The following is a 23,239-nucleotide window of genomic DNA, read 5'->3' as shown; positions in this document are numbered from 1 at the left end:
GGGGCGACGACATCCCCGCGAAGTTCGACCTGTCCTCGCTGCGGGTGCTGGGCAGCGTCGGCGAGCCGATCAACCCCGAGGCGTGGATCTGGTACTGCGAGCACATCGGTCAGGGCCGGTGCCCGATCGTGGACACCTGGTGGCAGACCGAGACCGGCGCCATGATGATCAGCCCGCTGCCGGGCGTCACCGAGACCAAGCCGGGCTCGGCCCAGCGCGCCCTGCCGGGCATCGCGGCCACCGTCGTCGACGACGAGGCCAACGAGGTCCCCAACGGCTCCGGCGGCTACCTCGTCCTCACCGAACCGTGGCCGTCCATGCTCCGCACCATCTGGGGCGACGACCAGCGCTACATCGACACCTACTGGAAGCGGTTCAGCCCAGGCCTGACCGCGCCCGACGGCGCCTGGTGCTACTTCGCCGGTGACGGCGCCAAGAAGGACGAGGACGGCGACATCTGGCTGCTCGGCCGGGTGGACGACGTGATGCTGGTCTCGGGCCACAACATCTCCACCACCGAGGTCGAGTCGGCCCTGGTCGGGCACCCGGCCGTCGCCGAGGCCGCGGTCGTCGGCGCCACCGACGCCACCACCGGCCAGGCCATCGTCGCCTTCGTCATCCTGCGCGGCACGGCGACGGGCAGCGATGACCTGATCGCCGAACTGCGCGACCACGTCGGCAAGACGCTCGGCCCGATCGCCAAGCCCAAGCGGATCAAGGTGGTCAGCGAGCTGCCGAAGACCCGCTCCGGCAAGATCATGCGCCGCCTGCTGCGCGACATCGCCGAGTACCGCGAGGTCGGGGACACCACCACCCTCGCCGACTCCTCCGTGATGAACCTCATCCAGGCCCAGCTGTCGAACACCGGCAGCCGGGACTGACCGACCCCCGAACCGCGCCGGCCTCCTTCCACCTGTGGAAGGAGACCGGCGCGTTCTCCTGTCCAGAGCGGCTCAGGAAGGATGTCGGTCCCACTCGGCTCCAGCGGTGCGACGTTCGATCCAGGGCCGGTCAGCTCCTCGGCTTCGGTCTGCGCCCGGCGCCAGGTTGCTTGTACGGTGGTGGCCGAAGGCCTCCCGCGGGGATCCTGCCGGGAACGTGACACCGGGCATCCTCCCCAGCCGTCGACCGAACGCGGGGGAGCCGTGCGCTGATCCGGCAACATCCGCGAGAGAGCCGCGCGACTGTCGGAGCGCGGCCGCGGTGGGCTGGACGGCGTGGGCCGGGGTACTGTCGGGCGGCCAAATTCTTCGGTGCCGACCACGCTCCTCCGTGGGCCGGTGCCCTCTTACGGTGACCGCAGGGTCGGGGATCCGGAGGGGGGTCCCGCGAGAGGGGCGACTGCCGCCCGGCGTCCGCGCAGGTTCGACCAGCCCCCGCACCGAGCCCGCTCGCCCTCCCACGGCGCTGCCCCACCGAAAGGCCCGCACATGCCATCGATCTCTGCCGCCACCCGGGACACCGCCCGGCCGCAGCCCGCCCCCCGGCTCGGGTCGGCGTACCGCTTCGTGGCCACCGTGGGCGGTCTGGCGTGCCGCCTGGCCGGCCGCCGGGACTGGCGCGGCGCCGACCACTTCCCCCAGCGCGGCGGGTACATCACCGCCGTCAACCACACCTCGGCCTTCGACCCCTTCGTCTACGGGTACTTCCAGTACCGCAACGGCCTGCCGCCCAGGTTCCTGATCAAGTCCTCGCTGTTCCGGCGTCCGGTCATCGGCCCGCTCCTGCGGGCGGCCGGGCAGATACCGGTGGAGCGCGCGAGCGCCCGGGCGGCGCGGGCCCTGGACGTGGCGCGCGAGGCGCTGGCGGACGGCCAGTGCGTGGCGGTCTACCCGGAGGGCACACTCACCCGGGACCCCGACCTGTGGCCGGGGCCGGCCAAGACGGGCGTCGCCCGCCTGGCGCTGATGTCGGGAGCACCGGTCGTCCCGGTGGCGCAGTGGGGTGCCCACCTCTTCGTGCCGCCCTACGGCAGGGGCGGGCGACGCGTCAGGTTCCTGCCGCGTCCCACCTTCGTGGTGGCGGTCGGCCCGCCGGTGGACCTCTCCGACCTGTACGACCGCGAGCCCACCGCCGCGGTCCTGCACGAGGCCGGTACGAGGATCACGACAGCGATCATCGGGCTGCTGGAGGACATCCGCGGCGAGCGGTACCCCGGTCGCGCAACGGAGGACGGTACACACAGGACCGCTCGGCCGTGCGGGCCGACCGGCTCCGCGACGGGCTCCGCCTCTGCCTCCGGCGCCCCGGCGCAGTAGCCGGCCGGGCTGGCGGCGGGCGAGGGTCCGAGGGCATGGACGGGCCTTTCCGGGGGTGCCGGGTGGTTGGCGGTGGAGGCGGCACTATGTGGCGGTGGACCGGCTGGGAGGCGGAGCGTCAGGCCGTGGCCGACGCGGATCGGAAGGCGCCGGCTGCGCGGCCGCCCGGCGTTCGTGCGACGGGCGGCCGCGGGATGTGCGCCGAGCGCCCTCACGGGCCCTCCATCCGCCGACCATCCCAGCAGTGTCGGGACCCGCGGATCAACTGCGCTGGGAAAGCTTTCGGTTTGCGGTGGCCCGGGTTTCGGCGGGACCGGTCCGATGCTTCGGTTCGGACCGGTCCCGTAGAAGTGACCGATCGTCAGGGGGCCCGGGGTCAGGCCCGGCGTCTCGGGAATGGCCAGCAGCCGGTACGCCCCGGCCGGGAGACGGCGATAAGGACGGCGAGCGGCAGCAGACCGCAGGTGTGCACCAGCGCGCGGGCCGCCGGCGGATCCACGACCACCCGGTCGTCGCCGGTGATCCGGGCCGGCGGATCCACGTCCTCCTGCTCGCGGAACGGCTTCGGCCGGTGCGGCTGCTGATCGGCAGGTCGGCTACCGGCCCACGACTCCCCGTTGTCCGGCGCCGGGGCGTCCTCCGGCACCGCCTTCCTCCCGTCGTCCGAGGCCGCCCGGCCATCCTGCCACTGGACGGGTGCGCGGTGGCAGGAAGCAGGCGGTTCACGCGGCACCCCCGATGGCCGGCCGGTTCACAGCGGCGGGAGTACTCCGGTCGCCGGTCGGATGGTCTGGGGGGTCCGGTCCGGGCCGGGGCGAACCGGCGCCGGGAGGCGGTCGCGGATCGGCCGGGGATCGGCCGGGGCCGTCGTTCCGCTGTGCGGAGGCACCATCCAGATCCGCAGGCGGAGGGCCGGGCGGCCGAGGTGCGGGTCGGCGCGGACCACCGGCATCCGGTCGGCGAATCTGGGCCGGGCGGAGGGTGGCTGCCCTGGCACCGGGCAGGGCGGGGGCCCGACCGGGCCGGCCTGCTCGGCGGTGACCGGGAGAGCCTGCAGCGGGCATTCCGGGCCGATGGTCACCCGGTCAGGCGGGTCGGCGAGGCCCGCGCCCAGCGGGACGCCGATCAGGACGGCGAGAAGGGCGACGGAGCAGGCGGCCGTCGAAGCCGGTCGATACACGCGGGACTCCTGGGTCGGGGACGGGCGGCCGAGCGCCGCCCGCTGGCCGTGGCCGTGCGTCGGCCCGGCGCTCGCCGACCACGCTAGGAACCGGCCGACGGGCGAGCAGGACGGTCGGCACCGAGGAATTTGCGGGGCGGCGGGGTCTTCGGCCTCCGTAGCGGGCACGCGGCTGCGGGCCGGTCCTGTTCGGTCGACGAGCTGTCGGAGGTGCCCGGTCGCGCGTCCGCCTCGGTCGGCACCGAAGTGGTGGGCGCGCATCCGAAGGGCTTCGGCCGTGGGCCGTTACCACTGGCTTTCGGCTGTTCTGCTCTGCTGTGACCGAGGTGCGAGCCCGGCGGTGCGTGTGGACACGGCCGCACGAGGGCCGGTCCACGCCCGCCCCGCAGACCCGGCCCGGTCTCCCCTGGTGAGGCGTTTCGCTGCCGTATCGGCAGTTATCCATGGTCCTACGGCAACTCGCTTCATGAGGGCGGGCCGGAAGACGTCGACGGTCCCCACCGCACGATGCGATGGGGGACCGTCGACGGTTGCGGCCCAGCTGGCTCAACGGCCGGCCGGCCCGGCCCAGGGGCTGCTGCCGATGCGCAGTTCCCAGGGCGTGGCGGCGGTGGCGGAGCGGCGTTCGCGCTGCCAGTACCAGAGTTCGGCCCCGTCGGCGCCGCCGATCCCGGCGACCCGCCGCAGGGCGAGCGCGTCCTGGCCCTGCCGGCCGTCCGTGCCGGACCTGCCCAGGACATCGCGCAGCGCGTTGGGGTCGGCGTGAAGCACGCTCACCCCATAGCCATGGACGATCTCCCACAGCCGCCCGGTCCGCGCCCACCAGTCGCCGTCCTCGCACAGGACCTGGGCGGCCCCGACCGCCAACGGACCGGACACCGCCGTCGGGTGGCGCACCAGCCATTCGAGGTCGGCGGCGCACCAGTACACGTCGGTGCTGCGCAGGCCGAGACGCAGGCCGGCGGCCGGTTCACCGGCGGTCGGTCCGGTCAGGTCGGTGCCGATCGCCGCCCCCGCCAGCATCCGGTGCCACCAGCGGTCGTGGTCCGCCCGCCGCCGTGTCGGCCGGCCGTGGTACCGCACCACCAGGACCGGCGGAGCCGTCGGTGCGGCCGCTCCTGCCAGGTCGAACGCCCGGTCGACGGTCGCCAGCCAGTCCTGCGGCTTGCCCTGGTGGGAGCCGCCGTCGGCTGTCACCACCAGGCGGACGTGTCGGCGGCGGCGCCGGGCGAGTTCGTCCGCCTGGTGCGGGCGCGGCGTCGGCCACGCGCCGAGGGTCGTGGGAACGGCACCGATCCGGGTGCACGCCAGCAGGGCGGCCGCCGCCTCCGGGATCACCGGCAGGTGCAGGGCGACCTGGTCGCCCGCCCGCACGCCGAGCCGGTGCATCACCGCGGCGGCCCGGTCCACCTGCTCGGCCAGTTCGTGGCGGGTGACGGTCCGTTCGGCGCCCGCGCTGTCGACGGCGTAGAGCGCCACCTGATCGTCCGGGACGGTGGGCGGCGGGCAGGTGGCGAGTGTGGTCCGTAGCACGTGGCCTCCGCTCGGTCGGGTCCGGCATCGGTCGGGCCGGTCAGTCATCGGCGTGGCCGCTCAGCCCCTGGGCGCCCCACCAGGCGGCGCGCGACGAGCAGTCGCCGACCACCAGGGGCACATCGGAGCCGTTGTCGAGCAGACAACCGCCGCCGTTCTGGGTCCTGATCCGCAGACAGCCGTCCGTGGTGGAGTCGGTCGCGGCGGACCCCGGAAACGGCCGGCGGTCGGTGAGCTGCCAACGCTGCGCGGAGACGTCGACGGTGCCCGCCGTGACGTCGTCGCCCGCGGTGACGTCAGCCCTCAGGTACACAGCGCCGGCCCGGTCCACGGTGATCAGCTGCGGCACGGGGGCGCCGCTGGAGAGCAGGGCCTGCAGCGCCAGACCGCCGTCCGGCTCGGCCCATACGAGCCATTCCTCGCTGTTGGCGCCGGTGGCGGCCGTCGCACCGACCCGGGTGCCGTCCGGCACGTCGGTGAGCGGGGCGTTCAGGGCGGCGATGCGCCGCCCCGACGCGCAGGAGGACAGTGTCCCCAGCCCCGAGTACGAGGCGGTCTGCGGTCCGGTCGTCCCGAACACCGGTGGATCGCTCGGCGCGTCGGCCGGGTCGCCGAGGCTGCCCGGAGGCACGCTGCCGTCGGCCGGCTTCGATGTGCCGGGCGAGGAACTCGGCACCCGGGTGGCGGTGCGGGTGCTCGACGGGGCCGGGATCGCCGAAACCCCGTGGTCGACGGTGCACCCGGTGACCAGCAAGGCGCCCGGTAGCAGGGCGAGAACGGCTGCGGCGCCCGCTGCGCGCGGCAGCGGGCGGTGGGTGGCGGTCACCGCAGACCGGCCTGAGCGCCCAACGCGGCCGTGAAGGCGTCGAATCCGTGCCGCCACTGGTGCCGGACGCTCATCCGGGTCGGCTTGCTGCGGCCCGGCTCCAGGAACCAGAAGGCGCTCACCTTCGCGTCACGCTTCACCCTGACCAGCCGCTGCGCCGCCTCCTTCCGGGGCATCGCGTAGATTTGCCGTCCGGGATGGCCGAACACCAGGGTCAGCTCGTGGACGCACAGCATGTGTTCGGTCAGGGTCATCTCATACTCGTCGACGGTGCCGAACACGTCGATGACCAGACGGCTGAGCCAGGGGTTCCAGCCCGGCGCCACTCGTACGGTGGCGAGCGTTCGGCCGCCCGGATCGCCGGGCTCCGTCACCCGATCGGTCTGCTTCGTGCTCGGCACCATCTGTCGTAGCTCCTTGCCGTGCCGCCCCCGGTGGGGCGGCGGTGTCTTCGGCCCGGGCAACGGCCGCCCGGCGGGACCGCCGGTACTGGCCCCAGCCCTGTCGTCACCGTAGGCGGCGGCGATGGCCTCGTGGATGCCGGTCGGAACCGAAGGATTTGCCGGGTTGAGGGTGTTCCGGCCCGTCGTTCGGCCGGTGCCGTTCGGCGGAGCGGGCACGGCCACCCGCCGGTCGGTAGGGGGCGACGCGTCCACACCGTGGAAGGAGCCGGTCGGTGGACCGGTTGCCGGCCACCCGCGGCTCCGCCAGGGCGTCCGCTCCCGGTCGGAGTCGCCGCCCGAGAACCGACAACCGATCCGGCCGGTCTGGACCGGACCGAAAGGGAATTCCGCGGCCGTAACTTGTCGGTGGCGACCGTGGGGCCGTTGGCGGGTCGCCGCCCCTAGGTTGGGCTGCGGAATGCGGGCAGGCAGGTCGTCGTCAGGGCGCTCGGTGAGTCTGTGCGGGTAGGCGGTACGACGAACTGTCCGTGCCGTCACCGGAAGTTACGGCTACGCAGGAGAAGAACAGTGGAGCGGACGGCTGCGGACGCCGAGAGCGAAGTGCGGCGGCGCAGGCGTGCGCGCCGCAGGAACAGGTGGTTGTCCGTGCTGATCGACGCAGTCGTCGATGCCGCGGTGAAGCTGTTCTTCTGACGCGGGCTTTCGCATTATGCATCGTCTCGTCTGCGAACGGCCCGGTCGTCGGTCGGGCAGGTGTTCCGCTGTCAGGCAACTCAACATGGGGAGATATCGGTGAAGTGGTACCTGGGCGGACTGAAGAATTATGCGCGTTTCCGCGGCCGTGCGCGCCGTCGGGAGTACTGGATGTTCATGCTCTTCAACGGGATAGTTTCATTCGTCGCGGGGTTCTTTGACGGTCTGTTGCACACCGGATACCTCATCAGCCTGATATATGCGCTCGTCGTGTGGATCCCCACGCTGGCTGCGGGCTCCCGGCGCCTGCACGACACCGGCCGGTCGGCCTGGTGGCTACTTCTCGGGCTGGTGCCGGTAGTCGGGCTCCTGCTGGTCGTGTTCCATGTGCTCAACGGGCAGGCCGGCGAGAACAGGTACGGCCCGGACCCCAAGCTCGGCGCCGCGCTGGGCTGACGGATCGGCGTCCTACGGCCGTGCGCAGGACGGTGCCGCACGGAGGAGCCCCGCATCCGAGTTGGTCACACCGAGCGGACCACCGAGCCCAGGCCACCAGCGCACCGTCTGCCGGGCCCCGGCCCGTTCTGTCGGCCGAAGGGCCGGTCAGCGGCCCTAACTTCCCGGTGCCGACCGTGAGGCAGCCAGTACGGGCCCACTCCTAGGGTGAGCGCCGAGCCCGGAGGCATGGCCGAAAGGGCACGGGAACCAGGGAGTGGGCATGGACATCGACAACGCACGATGTGTCGCAGTGGTGGGTGCGGGGGCGGCCGGAACGCTCACCGCTGCCCGGCTGCTCGCCGAGGCCGGGCGCCGGGGGATCGGCCTCGACATCCGGCTGGTGGACCCGGCGTCGTCGGTGGGACGCGGCGTGGCCTACTCCACCGAGGTGGCGACGCACCTGCTCAATGTTCGGGCGGGTGCGATGAGTGCGTATCCCGAGGAACCCGACCACTTCCTGCGGTGGCTCGCGAACGAGGGCGGCCATCCGGAGACTGCGGCGGACGACTTCGTTCCGCGCGGGTGGTACGGACGCTACCTCGGAGCCGTCCTGGAAACCGCCGCCCGCAACAGCAGCGCTGCCCGCCTGCGGCGCGTGGGTGAGCGGGTCGCGGGGGTGGAGCGCACGGGAGCAGGGGCCACCCTCACTCTCGCGTCGGGGCGGCCGCTGTACGCGGACGCCGTGGTCCTCGCGCTCGGGAACGTTCCGCCCGGCTGTGACTGGGCTCCGGCGGGGTTGCGTTCCGCGCCGGGCTTCGTCGCGGACCCGTGGGACGGGGACGCGCTGGACCAGGTGCCCCCGGACGCGGACGTCCTGCTCGTCGGCACCGGCCTGACCATGGTCGACGTCGCACTGGTGTTGGCGCGTCCGGGGCGCGTGGTGCACGCCGTGTCACGGCACGGCCTGGTGCCCCGTGCGCACACCGAGGGGTATCCGGCTTCGCTGGCCGCCCCCGTTCCTCCTGCCGCGCGCGATCTCGACCCGGACCTGGCCCTGGCCGTCGACACGGATGCCGCCCTGGATCTCGACCGGCTGCGAAGGCTGGTGCGGTGTCAGGTCTCCCGGAGCCGACGCCGTCACGGGGACTGGCGACCGGGGATCGACGGGCTGCGCCCCTTCACCGCGGCGCTGTGGCAACGCCTCTCGGAGGACGACCGGCTCCGGCTGCTCCGCGAGGACTTGCGCGACTGGGAGGTCCACCGTCACCGGATGCCCCCGCGCAGCGCGTCCGCCCTGGACGAGGCGCGGGCCGCGGGGCAACTGCGCATCGGCCCGGGCGAGGTGGCGGACGTGTCCGCGCACGGCGATCGCATCCGGGTGAGCCTGGTCGACGGCCGTGTCCGCGACGTGGCGGCCGTGGTCAACTGCACCGGCTCCTCGGCGGATCTGCGCAGGCTGGACGACCCGCTGGTGGCGCAGCTCCTGGCGAGCGGCCTCGCCCGGCCCGGCCCGGCCGGGCTCGGTTTCGACACCGCTGCCGACGGCAGACTTCTGGCCGCGGCAGACCGGGGGGCGGCCCCGCTCTGGACCCTCGGTGCGCTGCGCCGGGGCAACCTGCTGGAGACCACCGCGGTCCCGGAGATCAGGGTCCAGGCGCGGTCCGTCGCCACGGCGGTGGTGGAGTCGCTGGAACGCGGCCGCAGGCGGACGGCCCAGCGTTCGTCGCCTGCTCAGTGTGACCCCCATGACCTGCGGCGGAGTACCACCCCCGAGGCCACCAGGTTGTAGGGCGGGGCCCGCGGCTCCGGGGCGAGCACCGTCGCCGAGCGGGCGACCTGGCCGCCGGGGGCAGAGCGGTCGGACCGGTCCAGGTGCGTCGCGGTTCCTGCCGGAGCCAGGAAGAAGCACTCCCCGTAGGGGTCGACCCACAGGCGCCGCAGCCGGTCGGTGCCGGATGCCAGGACGTGACCGTCCCGAACCCAGTGCGGTGTCACGGCCGCGGGCTCCGGGACGAAGGGGGCGGCGGCGCCTCCGGCGTAGGGCCGTCGGCGAACAACCGCAGACCCGGGTTGCCGTCCGGGCCGGGACGTGGGGGCCCGGATGCCGTCCCGGTCCCACCGGACGGCTCGGACCGGGAGCCCATCTCGGCGGGGTCGCCGACGAAGTCGTCGGGGCTGACGGTCTGCTGCCCGTGCCGCCGCGGATCACCCGCGAACGGGCCCAGGTGCGCGCGGCCGTCCGACAGCCTCGTCTCCGGCTCCGCGGACACGATGATCGGATGGTCCAGGCCCGGCACGAACCTCAACAGCGCCTCGCCGCCGGCCTGATGGCTGCGGACGATCCGGTCGAAGATCGCCTGGTTGAACGTGCCCTCGGGCACCCAGAAGCGGTGTCCGCCGTGCTGCACGCCCATGTCCCTGGCCATCATGTCGTCGACGGCGGCCTCGGCCTCGCGCTCACCGATCCGGAAGCCGTCGGCGTCCTGCAGATCGAAGATGTCGTGATCGCCGGTCACCGGTCGCCACTGAGCGGGTCGTGCAGGCGCGACGGCGCGCCGCTCTCCGGCCCGTCCGGGTCGTGCCGGAGCAACGGCTCCTCGCTCTCCGGCCCGTCCGTGAACAGCCGCAGGTCCAGGCTCCGGTCGGGCAGCAGCGGCAGCTCGCTGCCGGGCCGGTCCGTCGGCCTGCCGTCGCCGACCGGGAGTTGCTGCCGAAGAGCGCGCAGCCAGTCCGCCCTGCCTGCGGAGTCGGCCGCCGCGTCCAACAGCCTGGCCCGTTCCGACTTCTGCACCTTTGCTCCCTCGGCCAGGCGGAAGACGGTACGGGCGAGCCGGTTGACGCGGTCCACCGGCCGGTCGGCGTCCGCGCCGAAGTCCCTGTCAGCCGTCCGCTGCACGAGGCCGGCCGCGCGGAGGTAGTCCACCGTGACCGGTCTGCCGTGGGTCAGCAGTGTGCTGGCGCGGTTGAACAGAGTCCGCCGCTCGAACGTGGCCGGAGGCCTCCGAACGGACCGGCCGGACGAGCCCGCCACCTCGGCGGCCAGATGGTCCAGTCCCTCTGGACCTGACACCGAGCGGTAGCGAGGGGGGAACAACGTGTGGAGGGCGCGGGCGGTGGTCAGCCTGTCCAGCGTGACGGGTTGGCCCAGCGTACGGAGGATCGCCCCGACGGAGACCAGATCGCGGCGTCGCCCGAGCGGGACCAGCGCGCCGTCCGCCATGTCGAACAGCCGGCGCGCGACGGCGTCCAGCGCATGTCTCTCGTGCGCTCCGGGGCTCACCCAGGACTCCGTCAGTGCCAGTTGCCTCATCTGATGGGACGCCTGCTGCCGCAAGCCGGACGGCTCCACGGGGCGGGCGGCCGGGGACGGCACACCGTCCTGCGTGCGAACGCTCCGAACGGGCGCGGCCGCGTCGGGTCGCCGACGTCTCGGAGCGTCGGGCCGGGCCGTGCCGTCCGTATCCGGACGAGCCGGCGGCGCGTCAGTTCCGGGCACCGGCTGGTCAGGCCGGTCGGACCCGTTGCCCGTGTCCCGGACGGAGTCGCCGCGCGACCCGTCGGGCTCCTCACGCCCGTCGTTCGAGCGGTCGCCGCGCCCGCCGGCTGAGCCGCCCTCGTCACCGTTTTGGCCTGCGCGGTCGCCACCGTCGCCTCCGTCGTCGGAGTTCCGTACCGGCTCGCCCAACGGATCGACGGGCGAGCTGTCCCCCGGCCCCGGCTGCAGCGGCCCCAGGTCCTCGTGCCCGCCGTCCGCGGAGAACCGGTGCAGGTGTACCTGCCCGTCCGAGTCCGCCAGCAGTAGGTCTGCCGGAATGTGGTGCTCTTGCGACAGCGTCTTCAGCAGACCCACCGCTTCTGAGCCAAGAAGTCCCTCCTCCGCGCGCAGAACCAGGTGGTAGGAACCGAAGCGCAAGCTCCTGACGGCGGGAAGCAGTGTCGTTGCCAGGGCGTCCGCATCATTCACCGGCCCGTTGGTGAGCGTGGAGAGCACCACATCGACCGGTTTAACGCCGCGGGCCAACGGCACGTTGGGCTCGAAATCGCCCCACGCCGGGCCCCGGGTCCCCGGACCGGTCGCGGCCACCGGACCGGCCGGCGGCTGCGCGGGGACCGGGGCGGGGGAAGCTCCCGGTGCGGTCGGATCGGGTTCATCGCGCACCACGGAGCGATCAAGCGCCCTGGCCAGGATGCCCACCTGCTCGGCAGTACTGCGACCGCCCTGGAACATCTCCCGCAGCTCGGTGGCGGCAACCGGCCAGAAGTCGTTGTCCAGCAGAAGTTTCGGCAGCACGACGTGAACGTTGAGTCGTCGGTTCCCGTCCGTGAAAGGGTGCATGATCTGCAGCTTGGTGACGGTTCTGGCAATGGCCGCGAGTAGTTCGTTCCTGTGCTCGTCGGCAGCCTCCTCGCGCTCGTAGGCAGCTTGGATCTCCGCCTGGTAGTCGGCGAAGATCTGATCCACCAGGTTGTGCCAGTCCTCCCCCGTGTAGTTCACGGTGATGACGGGCTCCCTGGCCGGCCGCTCGGTGACGGGGTCGGCCTCGTAGGACCTGCCGTCGGGCACTGCCAGGATGGACACCGCTCGTTTGGCGTCCGATGTCATCGGCTTTGTCCAGTCGTGCGTCCTGGCATCGTAGAGAAGTCGCCGTTCGCCGATGTACATCCGGGCGGTGTCCTCGCTCATTTTCGTCGCCCGGAGGGGGAACTTCGTCACCTTCCCCTCGAGGGAGCCCGTCTTCACCGGTGTGTCGTCCCGCAGACGGGAGGCGATCATCTGGTGGAGCTCCAGGTACGTCGTGGAGTCCAGCGCCCGTTCAGGGTGTTCGAGAATGTAGTCGTACGCGGCGAGCATGCCCGCCCGGAAGCCCGGCGACTGGTCGTTGTCGTAGTAGCTGCCCGGGTCCTCCGGATACTTGCGGTAGGCCGTCCCGTGGTGGACCGGGTCGATGAAGAAGACCCACCAGTCCCGTCGGTCGACCAGCTGCGAAAGCCTGTAGGGCAGGTACATCTCGTCGTCCGCCTCCTCCTGGCTCTCTTCGGGCGCGTCCGCGGTGTGCTCGGGGCTGGTGCCGTCGTCGTGCGGGGAAGGCTCACCGGGAGGCGGCGGGGGAGCGGTAACGGCGGTGTGCTGCCGCTCGTCGAGGGCGTACGGCGTACCGCCCGGGCGGTCGGTCGGCGAGCCGGGGGGCATCTGCTCCGGCGGCAGGGACTCGCCGTCCATGAACTCCCGGAAAGCCCGCAGCGTGCGGTTCTCCCGTGCCGTGTCCGTCACCGGGTTGGTGAGAGCGGAGTGCACGGCCTCGGGATCGCCTCCGTAGAGTCGTTCGAGGAGGGGGAGCAGCTCGGGCTCGTTCTGCCGGACCCACCGCGCGCCGTTGTTCCGCATGTCTCCGGTGTACGGGTCCCGGCCGTGGTTGGTTCCCAGGTAGGCGTTGCTGACCTGGGCAAAGTACTCCCGCTCGTTCCGGGCGGCGTAGTTGTCGCCGTCCCGGCCCTGGACCCGGCGGACGCCGTCCGACCAGGCGACTGGGCTCTGTTCGCCGAAAACCGAGGTCAGATGGTCGAGATCGGTCTTCGCGCGGTACGTCCGGGTGATCAGCTCCCGATCGGCATCGTTGAGCCCGAAGTCGTGCAGCGTGTGGGCGAACTCGTGGGTGGTGGTCGAGTATCCGTCGGGGTAGGGGGTCTCGTCGCCGACGGTGGCGCGCTCGCCGAGGAGGTTCTCCTCGGTCACGGCAGCCCTGAGTCCTCCGGATCCCCGGACGTCCTCCCAACGGCGGCCCGCGCCCGCCTCGCCCTCGGCCGTCCTCCCGGCCAGGTGCCGGAAGTCCGCGACGTCGGTCATCGGGACCTGGCGGGGCACCACCGTCGCGCCCGCACCCTTCAGGAGCAGCCGCTGGGCGACGTCCGGGTCCTGCAGCATCCGGGCGAGCTGGTCGCGCGCCTCCTGCCTCGCGCTGGCGGGACGCTCCGTGCGCGGGTCGACGGCCACCATGAGGTCGGCTGCCACCCCGGCGAACTCGCGCGGTGGCAGGGACTCGCGTAGACCGTTCACGATCCCCGGGTCGCGTGCGACGACACGGCGCTGCTCATCCGAGAGCGACACCAGGAAGCGGCCGCGCTCGTTTGCGCCCATGGCTGGCAGCTGCGACGCGTCCGAAGGCAGCCGGGCGGCGCGGGTGACCCGTTCGGCCGGCAGCACGTCCGAATGGGCCTCGTCAGGACGAGGCCTCACCGTGGCCTCCAGCGGTGCCTGCGACCGAGGCCGGATCAGCTGTCCGCCGACGGTTTCGGCATCCGTGGGTCGCGCGTCGGAGGAGAGGAACCGCCCCTCGTGCGCCGCGTCGTGGGCCAGCCAGCGGTCGCCGTCGAGCCCCGCCGGACCCCAGTGGTCCCGGTACGCGGTGAACCAGTCCTCGCCGAACTGCTCCTTGAGCGTGAGGAGTTCACGTTCCGGAAGGTCCCGCCCCGCGGCCAGGGCGTCGAAGCCCCGGCCCGCGGCCTCCAGCGCGGGCACCACCTCGGCCTCGAAGGCCAGCCGGTCGGCCAGCTCTGCCCCGATCGCCTGGCGGCGCTCGTGCCACCGGTCCAGGCGCTCCTTCAGGCCGTCACCGCGCAGGGCGTCGGGGCCGTCGAAGACCTCGTCGAACGCCGCGCGGATCCGCTCGGTGTGGCCGTCGCGCACGCGGTCCGCGGAGTCGCCGGACAACGGTCGGCCGGTGCCGGGCTCCGCGCTGCCGGCGCGGGCGTCGGAGTCGGCGGTACGGACCGCGTGGTCGCGCGCCGACTGCAGGGCCAGCAGGTCGTGGATCCGGTCCGGCTCGGTGAGCCGCGCGAACGAGGCCCGCCAGCCGGCGGGGTCGGTGTCGGCCGTGAGCCGCAGCTGCCGGTCGGCCTGGTCGGCCAGTGCCGCGGCGATCCGGTCGACCAGGTGCTCCGGTACCGCCTGCGGCAGGCCCAGCGCCTCGACGACGTCGGCGTCCAGGCGTGAGCGGGCCCGCTCGGCCCAGGACTCCGCCCCCGCGCGGACGGCGTCGACCGTGCTGGTGATCACCGCCTCACGGGCGGCCTGCAATGCGAACTGCCGTGGCAGTTCCTCGGCATGCCGGGCGAGGCGGGCGTTCCACTGTGCGACGGCGTCGGTCAGCTCGCCCCGGAAGTCGGCCGCGGAGTCGGCGGAGCCGAACACCCCACTGAACTCCTCCCCGAGCCGGTCCCGGGTCCGGTCGCGCAGCAGGTCGAGGCTGGCGTCCGAGAACGGCGCGTCCGCCGCCACCCCGGCCTGCTCCAGCAGCGTCGCGCCCGCGTCGTCGAGGGCGGCCCGCCAGCGCGCCGCCGCCCGGTCGATCATCCGGTTCGCGCCCTCGGTCACCGACTCGTACGCGGCCCGCAGGTCGAGGTCGGCGGCGAGCTCCGTGGTGAGCGCGTCCAGACGCCGTTCCCCCAGCGCCGTCCGGGAGGCCAAGCCGTCGCGGACGTCTTCGGGGGTGCGGTACGTCCCCGCGGCCGCGGTCTCGGCCCGCTCGCGGAAGACCGACGACAGGCGGGTGCGTGCGCGGTCGATGGCCTCGGGCGTCAGCTCCGGCCCGAGCGGTGCGCCGCCGCCGGTGAGCCGGCGGCCCCAGGCGTCGGAGACCCGGTCGAAGCGCTCCATCGCCACCCGGACGGCGGCGTCGCGGAAGGCGGCCACCTCCAACCGTCCCGGGAGGTCCTGGAGGATGCGCTCGCGCTCGCCGGGCCGGTCCGCCAGCTCGGCCGCCACGAGCTCTCCGGCCCGCTGCCGTACGGCGACGGCGACGTGCTCCGGGCTGTCCGCCGGCAGTCGGAGCGACCACTCGGTGAACGCCGCGTCGAGGCGGGCCCGGACGTCGGCCTCGGCCGCCGCCGTCCGGGACGCACCGTCGAGTCGGCCGTCGTAGTCGTCGTGGATGTTTCGCTGAGCCTGTTCCCAGTGGGTGCGCTGCTGGGGCGTCGGATCGGCGCGCTCGGGCGCCGGAACCAACTCCGGTGTGTGGGGCTTTGGTTGGGGCGGTGGCGGGGTGTCGTCGCGGGGCGGGCGCGGGTCCGCGTCGGGCTCGGGGGCCGGCGCAGGGTCGTGGCCGCCGGCCGTGGCAGGACGCGTGCGGTCGGTGTCCGGCGGGCCCGGTTGAGCCGTGGTGCCGACTTCCGCCTGCGTCCGCTCGTGGAGGCCCGCGCCGCTGCCGGGCGCGGGCTGCGACACGGCCCGCTCGGTTACGACGGCAGCCGGCCGGCCGGGCCCTTCGCCGCTGCGCGGGGTCGGGTCCGCCTCGGTGCGTACGCCGGTTGGTTCGGGGGTGCTGGTCGCTGTGGTGGTGCGTGCGGGTGTGCCGTGGTCGGTGATCGGTTCCGGTCCGGCGGATTCGGCTCGTGGCCGACCGGGAGCGTCGGTGGTGAGCACGGTGGGGTCCGACTCGGTGCGCAGGCCGGTTGACACCGGCGCGGGGGCCGCCGGGGCGGCGTGCGCGGAGTCCTGACCGGACGTCACCGCCCCACCGCGCTGCACGTCCTCGCCGTTCGCGAGCAGCTCGGGTGCTGCGGCAGCACGGTCCGGCACCGGGAGGGCGGCCTGCGGGCCGACGTCACCGGCGGGTACCCGGGCCTGGGGCTGCTCTCCCCACTCGTGCGGCCGGCTCTCGACCGCGCCCGGCACGTCGCCGGTCTCCGGGTGGACGGTGGCGGCGGAGGTACCGGCGCGGTCCGTGCCGGCTGCGCCCGCGCCGGCCTCGTGGAACCGTTCGCCCGGGCTCCGTTCGGCCGTGAGCGGCGGGGCGTCGGTGGTGGTTCGGGTGTCGGTCGTGATCGGTGCGTGCGTGCTCGGGGCGGTGTCCTGCGCGTACCGCGCGTCAGCGGCTGTTGGTCCGGCCGCGCTGACGGCGGTGTGAGCACCGGACGACTCCAGCCCGGGAAGGCCGACTGCCCGTACGACGGGCTCGGCGGCCGGCCGGGCGTTTTCGCCGGTGCTATCGGCCAGTGCCCGGACCGCGCCGGCGGACACGGGTGCCGCCGCGGCCTCGGTACCGGCAACGCCCCGCACCGCCCGGCCGGACGAGGTGGCTTCGGGTTCCGCGACCGCCGCCCGGGTCGCGGGCGAGGCGGCGTTCGTACCGGTCTGCGCGGTCCGCTCGGTCGCGGCGGCGGGCGGTTCGGCGGCCACGGACGGCGCCATGGCACCCGGGTTTCCGGCGGCCGTGGGCTGCCCCGTGACCTCGTCCGGGCGCCCGGGGGAGGTCTCACCGACCGTCGGCGACGGGCGGCCCTCGGCTGCCGGGGCGGCATCCGGCGCATCCGTGGCCAGGGCCGGAACGGTCGCGGGCGGCTCGACCGGGTGGCCGCCACCCGCCACGGCCGACGTCTCCTCGGGCGCCGGGGCGGTTGTCCCGGCAGACTCGCCCGCGATGTCCTCCGGTCGGAGAATCGGGCTCTCGATGCCCTGCGTGCCCTTGATCTCCTCGACGGGTCCGGGCCCGTGGCCGCCCTTCCGCCACCCCGCGGCTCCGCCGATGGCGCCCGCGGCCGCCGCCAGACCGAGGTCCTGGTCCGCGTCGAAGGCGGCGTTGACGACGGCGGCCACGCTCACACCGGTGACGGCGTGCGTCGCGGCCTGCCCGAGGAACGTGTGGGCGATCTTCGGCGCGACGGCCTCGGCGGCCATGCCGATCGGACCGGCGACGGCGCCGCTCAGGGCGCCCATCTCGACCGCGCCGATCGTGGCGTTGGTGTCCCATTCGGTGCGCGCGCCCATCAGGAACTGGATGCCCTGGACCGCCGCGTCCATGGCGGTCTGGGCCACGGCCGCGCTGACCACCGAGGTGAACGCGCGCCGGAGGATCATCTGGACGTTCCAGCGGACAGCGGCGACCTGCGCCGGGATCAGCGCAGCACCGTAGACGGACTGCACCAGCGCGGTGATCTCGTAGGCCAGCCAGACGACCTGAGCGATGATCATGTACTTGGCGTAGCCGACCTGCAGACCGGTCTCGGAGCTCATCTTCCCGATCTGGGCCGCTCCTTCGGACATCTCGGGGATGTTGCGCCGCAGCCGGCCCATGAACGACCTGAACTCGTCGGCGGTGGCACCGCGGACCCCGTTCAGCACGCGGGCGGTCACCGGGTCGACGGACCTCGCGATCCGCTCCAGCTGCTTGGAGGCATCGTCCCAGGCCGCGCCCATCCGCATCAGCTGGTCCTCATTGGGCTTGGGGAAGTCCTGTCCGGCGGCGAGCCGGGCGATCCCGTTGAACCCGGGGGGGATCTCGATTGCCACGGCCGCAGGTCACTTCCGGTTCGCTGAGGACGCCTTGGCGGGACCCTTGGCGGAGTCGCCGGTCACGCCGTGGACGCGGATCGCGTCCACGATGTTCTGTTCCGTGCTCTCGAAACCCCTGGCCATGCCGTGCACGCCGTCGGCGGTGCGGGCGACGACGGTGGCGGTGTCCTCGAAGCCCTTGCGCATCGAGGCTGCCGGGCCCTCGTACTGCGCGGTGAAGGCCTGTCCGATCGGGTCGTCCCAGCGCGCCGGCCCGATCGCGGCCAGCTGGGCTCCCAGGCTGGTGGCCACGTCGTGCGTGTGCGCGGCCAGCTCGCGCAGAGCGGGCGTGGTCGCGGCGATGGAGTCGGTGTCCACCCAGAGCCGGTCTGTCATCTCGTGTCTCCGTAGTACGTCAGGACGTCGTTGCGAACCCCGCTCACCGGCCGGGTCGGACCGCCGGCCGGCCCCCCTCGACGTACGCGCGCACGGCGTCGAGCACGGGGGGCTCCTCCGGGAGCAGCGCCACCAGGTCGGCGGTGCCCTGCAGGAAGTCGGTGGCGGAGACCTCCTGCGGGAGGTGGGCCGCGATGGCCTCACCGGCCAGGGCGAGGGCCTGCCGCCGGGCGTCGTCCGCGGCGGTCGTGATCGCCTCGGCGAGCTCGGCGGGGGCCAGCCTGCGGTAGGCGCCGGTGGGGAAGTCGATGGCGGTGAGCTCGCCCTGGGCACCCACCGTGACCTTGACGGTCTGCCGGGGAGCCGTTGCGGTCGCGGAGATCTCGCGGAGCCTGCGCTGCAACTCGTCGGCGGCCTGCCGGTGGTGGCGGTACTCCTCCATGAGCTGGTCGATCCGCTCGTCGTACGGCGTGGTCATTCCCGCCTCCTCGGTGCCTGCGGCCGGCGGACCGCTGGGCGGGGTACCGGGCCGTCTCTGGTGGTGGCCGCAGGACGTCGCGCTCTCCGAGGGGGGAGAACGGGAGACGCGGCGTCCTGCGGCTGTTTCCAGTGAAGCGGTCGGGTGATCGTCGGGGTGCCGTTCCGGGCCGGCGTGGCCCGTCCGTACACCTGACCCTGCCCGAGCGGCCCCGGGCGGCTCAGTCGGCGACGCCGTCCGCGTCGTCGTCCCAGCTGCCCCACTGAGTGTCACTTCCGGCCAGAAGCTGCGCGATCCGGTTGGTCCCTGACTCCTCGGCGTGGTCGGCTCCGGTAACGCCGGCCTCGGCGGCGGGCTCCTCGGCGGGTTCGTCGCCGCCGGGCTCCCAGTGGCCCGACCGGGGCCCCTCCTCCAGGGCGCCCGTGCCGCCCGTTCCGCCCGTGCCGTCCGTGCCGGCACGCACCGGTGACGGCCGCCAGCTGGTCAGGACCGGACCGTCCGGCTCCTGCTCGGCCGACGGCCCGTCGGCGTCCTGTGCACCTTCGCCGGTCCCGGCGGCGCGTTCCTCCCAGGGGCGGTCCTCCCGGCTGCTGCGGCCCAACGACCGCCACAGCAGCGGTACCAGGGACACCGAGTCGTCCCAGGCGGTGACCTCCTCCGGGGAACCGGGCTCGGGCGCGGCCCGCTCGCCATGCCGGGCGGGTCTACCGGCCTCCGGACCGGCGGTGGACGGACCGGAGGAACCCGTGCCCGGGCGGGACGGGCCGATCCCGGCGGGCGCGGCCGCCGTTCCCCCCCTCGCGGACGGGTCGAGCACGGCCGGTGCGGGAGCGCCGGACGGCATCCGCGCCGGCTCCACAGCCCTCGCGGACCCGGGTACCGAGGTGTTCGAGGGCTGGCCGGCGGCGGCCGCGGAGGAGGACCCGGACGGACCCGGTGCTCCCTGGGCGGCCGCCGCGGCGTGGCCGGCCGGCCCGGCGGGGCGGTCCGTGGCTTCACCAGCCGTCGGCTCGAGGGCGGAGACGGCGGCGGCCGGCTTCCCGCCGCCCGGGGCGGCCGCCGTGCGCCTGCCGCCGACGCCGCTCGTGTCCGCGACGCCGACGGTCGACCCGCCGGACGCGACTCCGGCCGCCGTCGCGGTTGCCGACACCACCGCGGCCGCGGTGGCCGCCTGTACCTCGGCAACGGCCCGCGGCTCGGCGACCGCCGACGCCGTGACCGCCTCGCCGGAGGATTCCTCGGCGAGCCACGCGGCCGCGCCGGCCTCCAGGAGGCCGAGTGGGTCCAGGTGCTCGGCGGACTGGCCGGCGTGCGCCTCGGCTGCCGTGGGCGATGCCACGGTGGCGGCCGCTTCGACGGCCTGCGGGAGGTCCCCGGCCGCGCCACTGGGCCGGAGCGTCACCTCGTGGCCGTCGGCCGCCGGCGTGCCGTCGGGCGCGCCGATCTCGTCGTCCGCGGCGGCCTCGGCGTCCTCGGTCCACGGCGCCTCGTCGGGAACGAGCAACCCGGAGGCGTCCGAACGCTCGCCGTCCCTGGCCCCGGCGGCCGCACCGCCCGGCATCATCGGCGACATCGGCATCATGGGGCCGGACGATCCCGCGGCGACGGCATCACCGGTCTGCCCGGCGCCGCCGGGCAGCGCTGCTGACGGCGCGTCGACCGGCAACGGGCGGCCGGCCGCGTCCAGACCGGCGGTACCCGAACCCACCGGCCCGCCGGTGCCCGTGAACGTAGGCGCTCCCGCGCCGGGCGACGTGCTGGGCGAGGGGAGTTCGGAGACTCCGGGTGCCGACATGCCGGGGAACGGCGACAACGGTCCTGCCGAGGAGGTGCTGGGCGAGGGGAGTTCGGAGGCTCCGGGTGCCGACATGCCGGGGAACGGCGACAACGGTCCTGCCGAGGAGGTGCTGGGCGAGGGGAGTTCGGAGGCTCCGGGTGCCGACATGCCGGGGAACGGCGACGGGGCCCCCGCGTCCGGAAGGCCGCGGCGTGTGCCGTCGTCGAGGCCGGGGGCGCCCCGGCCGGTCCCCGTCATCCCCGTCATCCCCGTCATGCCCGGGAACGGCAGCGGCAGACCGCCCCCGGTTCCCAGGAGCGCGCCGGCGGGATCCGAACCGAGGCCCGGTAGTCCACCGCCGGTTCCAGCGCCGCCAGGGAACGGCAACGGCGCACCGGTGCCCGGGCTGTCCGGTGCCGGCAGTCCGGGCATGGCACCGCCGCCGGGGAAGGCGTTCGGCACGGCAGGGCCGGCACCCTCCGGCGACGACAGGCCGGGCACGGTACCACCGCCGGGGAACGGCAACGGCGCAGCGCCGGGTCCGGGGATTCCGGGGCCGCCCGTCCCGGCCCCACCGGGGAAGGGCAGCGGACCCGCGGCGCCCGCCGGGGCGGGTACGGGCGTCGCGGGCAGGCCCGGCACGGACGCGTGGAGCGGATCCGGCACGGACGGGCCCGAGCCACCGGGGAAGGGCGCGGGCGGAGGAAGGCTTCCCGGGCCGCGGCCGATGTCCGGCATCCGCGGACCGTCCCCCGTTCCCGGCCCCTTCACCGGCGGCTGGACGGGCGCGGGCGAGCGGACCGCGTCGACGGTCACCTGGTACTTCCCGGCGAGATCGTTGAGCACCCACCGCATGTCACGGTTCATCAGGCGCACGACCTCCGGCTTCTTGCTGACCGGAATCAGGCCGTTGCCCATCGCCGTGGCACCGAGCCGCTGTGCCTCGCTCGCGTACCAGGCGTCGATGGCGCGGATCTTCGCCTGGGCGTAAGCCAGTTGGTTCCCGTTGGCCACCAGCTGCCGCGGGACGGAGTTGAGCCCGGAGGCGCCGCCGGAGAGCACTCCGGCGACGGCCGAAACCTGCTCCGAGAAGCCCTTCATCGCGGTGAGGAAGGACTGCGCGGCCTCGCCGCGCCACGGCGCGTCGTCGCCCGCGAGTGCCTTCGACTGGTCGTCCAGGCTCTTGGCGACCATCTCCAGAACGAGTTGTGCGTGGTAGAAGGAGTTTCCGGCGGCCACCAGAGTGGCCGGGTCGGCCACCGCGGCCGCCCGGCCGGCATCCGACGTCCCGGCCATGGCGGCACCGCCGTTGACGGCGGCCATGATCTGCTTCCAGTCCCAGCTGTTGTAGTCGGAGGCCGAACTGGTGCTCGCCGGGTTCCCGTAGACGGCCCCGTCGTCGCCCTGGCTGAATCCGCCCGAGTTGTAGTCCACCACTGCCGTTCCCGCTCCTGCCCGGACCTCGGTCCACCTGTGTCATGCCACTTCGGAGGGCGGCGGCCGACACCGCCCGCGACCCCGTCGCGCGCCCGGACGGCGGGCCCGCCGGCACCACGCCATGCGAACCCGCCGCCCGGTACTGCTGTTTCCCACTGTGACCACGCCTGGCCGTCGCGGTGGCGGCCGCGGCTCACGCCGTGGTGGGAGGAGCCCCGCCCGAGCTGGTCCCCGCACTTGACGGGCTGCCGCCGACGTCCTTGAGCATCGCGCCGAAGTCGCCGCCGGCCGCGTTGAGGGACCGCTGGAGGTCCGTGGCCTTCATCCCGTTGGCCGCCTCGGCACCGGCGTACGTCCGGCTCAGCTCCGTCACGCCGGTGCTGATGGCGGTGAGGCCGCTGTAGACGTCCCCGAGTGCCTTGGCGATTTGGTCCTTCAGGCCACCGTCGCCGTTCGGCCCGACGGCCTTCGCCCGAATCTGGTCGGCGTGGTAGAAGGCGCCCGGAGCCAGGGTGACACCGTGCAGCCGGTCCAGCGCGGCCTTGACCGGGGCGCGCAGGCTGTCGATGTTCCTGGCGAAGACGTCCAGCGAAGGAGTGCTCACCGCGGTCTCGCCCTTGCCGCCGCGGGCGCCCGGCACCGGCGGCGGGGGCGGCGCGGTTCCCTCGAGCCTGCGCTCGGCGGGAAGACGGGCGTCGCCGGGGTACTCACGGGCCGGGTTGGCCGCGGCCTGGGCGGCGGCCTGGTCGTCCCGCGCGTCCTGCTCGGCCCTCTGAACCTTGAATTGATCCTCCTTAGTGACACCACATGTTCGAACCCGCGCGCTCGGCCTGTGCGTAGCCGGCGTGGATCTCCGTGAGCGCGCCCTGGGCCTTGGCCGCCTGGGCGGCCATGTCCGCCGAGGCGGCGTCCCACCTGGCCTTGGCGGCGGCGTACGCGCTCTGCGCCTCGCTGGTCCATTCGGCCAGGTGCTGGCGGGCGTTCGTGTCCAGGCTGGCGAGCGTCGTCTTGATGTTCTGGGAGATGGCCTGCATCTCCTCCGCGACGTGCTGGACGTTGGAGAAGTTGACTGTGTAGGTGGGCATTTCGGGTCTCCTGAGGCTGGCGGTCAGATGCCGGGGAGGGGCGCGTGCGTGGACGAGGACACGCCGGCGGCGATCTGGTCCGCGTTCTCGGTGGTGGAGCGGTAGACGCCGGTGTTCTGTTCCAGGGTGTGCGTCATGGTGTCCAGGGCGGACACGACCGAGCTGAAGTCCTGCAGCCAGGTCTGCATCGCGCTGTTGAACTTCGCGGACGCGTCGCCGGTCCAGTTCGAGGCGAGCACCGACACCTGCTCGGTCATGGCGGACAACTGCGAGCGGGCGCTGCTGTGCGCCTCCCGGAAGCTGTTCTGCGCTGCCAGCATTCCTTCGACTGTCACTGAGGTGGGGGTGGTCACCCGGTTTTCTCCCAACGTTGCGTCAATGTGGTTGTGGCACAAGGGGCTTCTGATCTGAGCCCGTTCCGACTCTGCCTCCTCGGGCGGCCGCCGCGGCGGGCCGCGGGCCGGTTC

The 23,239-nt window shown here is 73.9% G+C and carries 17 protein-coding genes; 4 read left to right on the top strand and 13 right to left on the bottom strand.

Translation table 11 applies throughout. The annotated features are described in order from the left end of the window. Together ACH4E7_RS39260 and ACH4E7_RS39255 are read left to right on the top strand one after the other, a co-directional pair. Positions 1 to 881 (top strand): AMP-binding protein (locus ACH4E7_RS39260; RefSeq protein WP_396253993.1); only part of this gene is annotated, 881 nt, incomplete at its 5' end. Between the two features lie 549 nt (positions 882 to 1,430). Beyond that, a complete protein-coding gene (locus tag ACH4E7_RS39255) occupies positions 1,431 to 2,258 on the top strand; it encodes a lysophospholipid acyltransferase family protein (RefSeq protein WP_396253992.1) in 828 nt (275 codons plus the stop codon). Between the two features lie 376 nt (positions 2,259 to 2,634). Here the strand turns inward: ACH4E7_RS39255 and ACH4E7_RS39250 are convergent, their stop codons facing one another. The 5 genes from ACH4E7_RS39250 to ACH4E7_RS39230 form a co-directional block, all read right to left on the bottom strand. Then, positions 2,635 to 2,904, bottom strand: coding sequence for a hypothetical protein (locus tag ACH4E7_RS39250; protein ID WP_396253990.1), 270 nt, complete (start codon positions 2,902 to 2,904; stop codon positions 2,635 to 2,637). Positions 2,905 to 3,009: 105 nt separating this feature from the next. Further along, entirely contained in the window at positions 3,010 to 3,438 is a 429-nt protein-coding gene (locus ACH4E7_RS39245) for a hypothetical protein (protein WP_396253989.1), read from the bottom strand. Positions 3,439 to 3,984: 546 nt separating this feature from the next. Beyond that, the gene (locus tag ACH4E7_RS39240) at positions 3,985 to 4,971 is read right to left on the bottom strand and encodes an AMP-binding protein (RefSeq protein WP_396253988.1); all 987 of its coding nucleotides are present in this window, start codon (positions 4,969 to 4,971) and stop codon (positions 3,985 to 3,987) included. A 40-nt stretch (positions 4,972 to 5,011) separates the two neighbouring features. Continuing rightward, positions 5,012 to 5,797, bottom strand: a complete 786-nt coding sequence (locus tag ACH4E7_RS39235; RefSeq protein ID WP_396253987.1) for a hypothetical protein — start codon at positions 5,795 to 5,797, stop codon at positions 5,012 to 5,014. Then, positions 5,794 to 6,201 (bottom strand): hypothetical protein, encoded by a 408-nt coding sequence (locus ACH4E7_RS39230; RefSeq protein ID WP_396253986.1) that lies wholly within the window; start codon positions 6,199 to 6,201, stop codon positions 5,794 to 5,796. The genes ACH4E7_RS39235 and ACH4E7_RS39230 overlap by 4 nt, the downstream gene beginning before the upstream one ends. Before the next feature lie 792 nt (positions 6,202 to 6,993). On the opposite strand from ACH4E7_RS39230, the gene ACH4E7_RS39225 reads away from it, so the two are divergent. Further along, positions 6,994 to 7,350, top strand: coding sequence for a DUF805 domain-containing protein (locus ACH4E7_RS39225; protein ID WP_396253985.1), 357 nt, complete (start codon positions 6,994 to 6,996; stop codon positions 7,348 to 7,350). Between the two features lie 262 nt (positions 7,351 to 7,612). Then, positions 7,613 to 9,121, top strand: a complete 1,509-nt coding sequence (locus tag ACH4E7_RS39220) for an FAD/NAD(P)-binding protein (protein WP_396253984.1) — start codon at positions 7,613 to 7,615, stop codon at positions 9,119 to 9,121. A gap of 202 nt (positions 9,122 to 9,323) precedes the next feature. On the opposite strand, the gene ACH4E7_RS39215 is transcribed toward ACH4E7_RS39220, so the two are convergent. The 8 genes from ACH4E7_RS39215 to ACH4E7_RS39180 all read right to left on the bottom strand — a co-directional run bounded on the left by ACH4E7_RS39215 (position 9,324) and on the right by ACH4E7_RS39180 (position 23,107). Continuing rightward, the gene (locus ACH4E7_RS39215; RefSeq protein ID WP_396253983.1) at positions 9,324 to 9,848 is read right to left on the bottom strand and encodes a hypothetical protein; all 525 of its coding nucleotides are present in this window, start codon (positions 9,846 to 9,848) and stop codon (positions 9,324 to 9,326) included. After that, entirely contained in the window at positions 9,845 to 17,617 is a 7,773-nt protein-coding gene (locus ACH4E7_RS39210) for a hypothetical protein (protein WP_396253982.1), read from the bottom strand. Before ACH4E7_RS39210 ends, ACH4E7_RS39215 begins: the two co-directional genes overlap by 4 nt. A gap of 9 nt (positions 17,618 to 17,626) precedes the next feature. Beyond that, positions 17,627 to 17,995: a hypothetical protein gene (locus ACH4E7_RS39205; RefSeq protein WP_396253981.1), complete on the bottom strand. Its 369-nt coding sequence runs from the start codon at positions 17,993 to 17,995 to the stop codon at positions 17,627 to 17,629. A 43-nt stretch (positions 17,996 to 18,038) separates the two neighbouring features. Beyond that, complete coding sequence (locus tag ACH4E7_RS39200; RefSeq protein ID WP_396253980.1) at positions 18,039 to 18,473, bottom strand: YbaB/EbfC family nucleoid-associated protein; 435 nt, start codon at positions 18,471 to 18,473, stop codon at positions 18,039 to 18,041. Positions 18,474 to 18,693: 220 nt separating this feature from the next. After that, positions 18,694 to 21,687, bottom strand: a complete 2,994-nt coding sequence (locus ACH4E7_RS39195) for a hypothetical protein (protein WP_396253979.1) — start codon at positions 21,685 to 21,687, stop codon at positions 18,694 to 18,696. A gap of 193 nt (positions 21,688 to 21,880) precedes the next feature. Further along, complete coding sequence (locus tag ACH4E7_RS39190; protein ID WP_396253978.1) at positions 21,881 to 22,291, bottom strand: hypothetical protein; 411 nt, start codon at positions 22,289 to 22,291, stop codon at positions 21,881 to 21,883. Positions 22,292 to 22,481: 190 nt separating this feature from the next. Continuing rightward, complete coding sequence (locus ACH4E7_RS39185) at positions 22,482 to 22,772, bottom strand: WXG100 family type VII secretion target (protein WP_396253977.1); 291 nt, start codon at positions 22,770 to 22,772, stop codon at positions 22,482 to 22,484. Positions 22,773 to 22,795: 23 nt separating this feature from the next. Beyond that, positions 22,796 to 23,107: a WXG100 family type VII secretion target gene (locus ACH4E7_RS39180; RefSeq protein WP_396253976.1), complete on the bottom strand. Its 312-nt coding sequence runs from the start codon at positions 23,105 to 23,107 to the stop codon at positions 22,796 to 22,798. Positions 23,108 to 23,239 lie beyond the last annotated feature (132 nt).

This window comes from Kitasatospora sp. NPDC018058 (assembly GCF_044327205.1).
In the GTDB taxonomy this organism is placed as follows: domain Bacteria; phylum Actinomycetota; class Actinomycetes; order Streptomycetales; family Streptomycetaceae; genus Kitasatospora.
Note: the sequence above shows the minus strand (reverse complement) of the source record. Positions and strands in the feature narration are given on the sequence as shown.

Bases quoted from the DNA above. Each gene is read 5' to 3' on its own strand.
- ACH4E7_RS39255 (WP_396253992.1), top strand. From the start codon at position 1,431: ATGCCATCGATCTCTGCCGCCACCCGGGACACCGCCCGGCCGCAGCCC.
- ACH4E7_RS39230 (WP_396253986.1), bottom strand. From the start codon at position 6,201: ATGGTGCCGAGCACGAAGCAGACCGATCGGGTGACGGAGCCCGGCGAT.
- ACH4E7_RS39220 (WP_396253984.1), top strand. From the start codon at position 7,613: ATGGACATCGACAACGCACGATGTGTCGCAGTGGTGGGTGCGGGGGCG.
- ACH4E7_RS39205 (WP_396253981.1), bottom strand. From the start codon at position 17,995: ATGACAGACCGGCTCTGGGTGGACACCGACTCCATCGCCGCGACCACG.
- ACH4E7_RS39200 (WP_396253980.1), bottom strand. From the start codon at position 18,473: ATGACCACGCCGTACGACGAGCGGATCGACCAGCTCATGGAGGAGTAC.
- ACH4E7_RS39185 (WP_396253977.1), bottom strand. From the start codon at position 22,772: ATGCCCACCTACACAGTCAACTTCTCCAACGTCCAGCACGTCGCGGAG.